The sequence below is a fragment of the Chryseobacterium sp. CG10_8 genome (genome assembly GCF_058117085.1).
On sequence record NZ_JBYVEB010000221.1, the window covers coordinates 1 to 1,647 of the forward strand.

The 1,647-nt window shown below is 36.4% G+C and carries 1 protein-coding gene and 1 pseudogene; both read right to left on the minus strand.

Annotated elements, in window-relative coordinates:
- On the minus strand, window positions 1-954 hold the full coding sequence (locus tag AC4AGG_RS16360) for a hypothetical protein (RefSeq protein WP_489773092.1): 954 nt from the start codon (window positions 952-954) through the stop codon (window positions 1-3).
- A 4-nt stretch (window positions 955-958) separates the two neighbouring features.
- Window positions 959-1,647, minus strand: a pseudogene (locus AC4AGG_RS16365) (hypothetical protein); the annotation flags it as partial.

Below are 1,647 nucleotides of genomic sequence, written 5' to 3' on the forward strand. Positions count from 1 at the left end.
TTAAAGTCCCCAAAATGCCATTTGAGATTGCTCAATATTCTCGTAAATTGAAATATCAACATTGGTATTAAACATGACTATTTCACTAAAAGCAGTTGATGAAGGAAGCAAAGCTACTCCCGATGCATTTGAAGCAGCACAAATATAAAAACTTGCATTAACAAGCGAGCAACCATCACTCAATGTTGTTCCGTTAGAAACTTGATTCGCAGCATTTTGGCGAATTGTAATTGTTGGAGTTGCTCCAATGAAAGAATACTGTTTCCATAATCCTGCATTAGAAGTATTAATAAATGATCTATTACCAACAGTGATTGAATTATCAAATTTTCCTGGATCAAATACAGCTCGTCCTGTTCCCCAATTAAGTTGAGCTAACCAACGATCATAACCAAAACCATTGTCACTTGCAACTCCAAAAGAATATTGATTGACATTGGTTGCCCTTGCTACAGTAAAAACAGAACCGTTTTTGCCACCTGCTGTCACGTCTCCCAATCCGCCATTTTGAACTACCAAAAAATCATTAGTACCATCACCTGCAAGATAAGGAATAGTGGCATCTACATAAAATCTTGGTTGATAATCATTATTTCCTTGTACAGCGTTTCTAATTGTTAATGTTGTATTCAGACGATTACGTTGATCATACCAAGTGTCAACATAAAGATTAGAACCTCCTGCCCAAGCTGTAATGGAAGCAACATCTACTAAATCAGTGTCAGTTGCAAAAAAATCCATTGTTGAATTATCTGATGCACGTCTAAGTTTTACTATTGGATTTACATAATCATTATAAAGTCTTCTCATTGAATAGGCAAAACTAATCCCAGAATATTCATCCAAATAACCATCAACATACATTGTTGGATATTGATTATAATGCGCAATTTGTGCCTTACCTGTACCCGCAAGACTAATTATCATGATAAGAAGAAACAAAAACTTTTTCATTTTTTTATTTCTTTAAATCACCCGTTAAGGTAACTTGATTAGCGGTATAAACTACTGCACCCACTCCTGCATACTGACCTGCAGTTTTTGTACGTCCTAATCTATTTGCAATAGTTGCTCCTGCTCCAGTAAAAGTTACAGTTCCAGAGCCTTGCTGATAAACACTTACATTAAATCCAATGGGAAGTCCGCTAGGAAATTCCACTGTTGCGGCAGCAGTAGCATAAAGAACATAACCTGTATCAGCTGCGGTTATCTGGTATGTTCCTGAAATTAGTTTTACAGGGGCAATCCTAACATAGTCATGAATATTAACCGCTGTACCCGTCACTCCATTTACTGTTGTTGTTAATGTTCCCGCAGTTGTTGAGAAAGTATTGGATACAGAATTTACTATTGGCGCTGTTAATGATCCATTTGAATCTGTTATCGTCAATGTATTTGTTGAACTTGAAAAACCTGTGTTAATCTCATTCGTGACACTACCATCAACTTCAGTTCCGGTTACTACATAAGGATCTGTAGATGTTCCTGTTACTGTGTTAATTCCTGAACCTGTTACTTTTGTTTCTGATCCTGTTACTGTTGGTAAAGTGATCGTTCCTCCTCCATTACTTAATGAAATATCGTTACCTATAATCGACAATGCCTGAATCTCATTGGTTGAACTTGTATCTAAATCGGCCGTAATAT